We start from the raw sequence: 2,096 nt of genomic DNA, 5'->3' as shown, positions 1-2,096 counted from the left end.
CCCCACCCCCGGCCAGCTCTTCGCCATGGACGCACCCGACCACACCCGGTTGCGCCGGATGCTCATCCCCGACTTCACCTTTCGCCGCGCCGAGGAACTGCGCCCGTCCATCCAGCAGTTGACCGACCGGCTCATCGACGACCTGGTGGCCAAGGGCCCCGGCGTCGATCTGGTGGAGCACTTCACCCTGCCGCTGCCGCTCCTCGTCGTCTGCGAGCTTCTCGGAGTGCCGTACACGGACCGGGAGTTCATCCATCGCCACGCCGCCGCGTTCGCCACCGTGACCGACGGGCCCGAGGCGATGCGGGCGGGCTGGGGCGCGCTGTTCGGGTACCTGACGGAGTTGCTGGCCGCCAAGACCGCCGACCCCGGGGACGACCTGCTGAGCAGGCTCGCGTCCGAGCGGGTGGCCACCGGTGAGGCAACCGCCGCCGAGGCGGCTGGACTTGCCGTGATGCTGCTCATCGCGGGCCATGAGACGACGGCGAGCATGCTGTCCCTGGGCGTGGTCACCCTGCTGTCCCACCCCGCCCAACTGGCGGAGCTTCGTGCCGATCCGGAGCTGGTGCCGGGAGCGGTCGAGGAACTCCTGCGCTATCTCACGGTCGTTCACATCGGGATGCGGCGCATCGCCACGCAGGACGTGGAGATCGGCGGCGTCACGGTACGGGCCGGGGAGGGGGTCGTGGTCGCGCTCCAGGCCGCCAACCGGGATCCCGACGCCTTCGCCGACCCGGACACCTTCGACATCACCAGGGACACCCAGCACCACCTGACATTCAGCCACGGCCTGCACAACTGCCTGGGCCAGTCCCTCGCCCGCGCCGAACTCCAGATCGCCCTGCCCACCCTGTTCCGCCGACTGCCCGGCCTGCGGCTGACGGCCCCGGCCGAGATGGACGCCCACGAGGGGCGCGCCGTCCACGGCGTACGCACCCTCCCGGTCACCTGGTAGCCGTACGACCGCCAACTCACCTGACCCTCAAGGCCGTACGGTCTCCAGCCGTACCGCGCACGCCTTGAACTCCGGCATCCGTGAGGTCGGGTCGAGGGCCGGATTGGTCAGCGTGTTGGCCCGGCCCTCGCCCGGCCAGTGGAAGGGCATGAAGACGGTGTCCGGGCGGATCGCGGTGGTGATCCGGGCCGGCGCCACCGCCCGCCCGCGCCGCGACACGACGGCGATGGCGTCCCCCTCCCCGGCACCCAGCCGTGCGGCCAGCCGTGGGTGGAGTTCCACGAACGGCCCGGGCGCGGCGGCGTTCAGCTCGTCGACCCGCCGGGTCTGGGCCCCGGACTGGTACTGGGCGACGACCCGCCCGGTGGTCAGCAGCACCGGGTACTCGGCGTCCGGCTCCTCGGCGATCGGCCGGTACGTCACCGGCGCGAACCGGGCCCGCCCGTCCTCGGTCGCGAACCGGTCGAGGAAGAGGCGGGGCGAGCCGGGATGAGGCGCCGCCTGCGACTGGTCACCAGGTTCTTGCGACGAGTCGCCCTGAGCCCGCGCGGGACAGGGCCAGAAGACACCGTTCTCCTCCGCGAGCCGACGGTAGGTGATCCCCGAGTAGTCGGCGATCCCGCCCGCGCTGGCCCGGCGCAGCTCCTCGAAGACCTCCTCGGGGTCGACCGGGAACCCCTTCTCCACCCCGGCCCGCGCGGCGAGTTGACGCAGCACGTACAGATCGCTGCGCACACCCGCCGGGGGAGTGACGGCCTGCCTGCGCAGCAGCACCCGCCCCTCCAGATTGGTGGTCGTGCCGGTCTCCTCGGCCCACTGGGTCACGGGCAGGACCACATCGGCGAGCGCGGCCGTCTCGGACAGCACGACATCCGCGACAGCGAGGAAGTCCAGTGATTCCAGGCGCTGTTGGATGTGTGCGGCCCGGGGTGCGGACACCACCGGGTTGGACCCCATCAGCAGCAGCGAGCGGATGCCGGTGCCGAGGGAGTCGAGGAGTTCGTACGCGCTCAGACCGGGCCCCGGCAGCGAGTCCGGGTCGACGCCCCACACACCGGCCACATGGCGCCGCGCGTCCGGGTCGGTCAGCTTGCGGTAGCCGGGCAACTGGTCGGCCTTCTGGCCGTGTTCCCGCCCGCCC

General features: G+C 72.1%; 2 protein-coding genes. One reads left to right on the top strand and one right to left on the bottom strand.

Annotated elements, in window-relative coordinates:
• Positions 1-955, top strand: a 955-nt coding sequence (locus AOK08_RS39505) for a cytochrome P450 (protein ID WP_055535072.1), incomplete at its 5' end; no start/stop codon positions are given.
• Between the two features lie 27 nt (positions 956-982).
• Here AOK08_RS39505 and AOK08_RS39500 read toward each other — a convergent pair.
• Positions 983-2,096: molybdopterin oxidoreductase family protein (locus AOK08_RS39500; RefSeq protein WP_157877001.1), on the bottom strand; the 1,114-nt coding region annotated here is incomplete at its 5' end.

The sequence above is a fragment of the Streptomyces graminilatus genome, from assembly GCF_001418565.1.
Classification (GTDB): domain Bacteria; phylum Actinomycetota; class Actinomycetes; order Streptomycetales; family Streptomycetaceae; genus Streptomyces; species Streptomyces graminilatus.
This window is presented reverse-complemented; position numbering and strand designations above follow the sequence as displayed.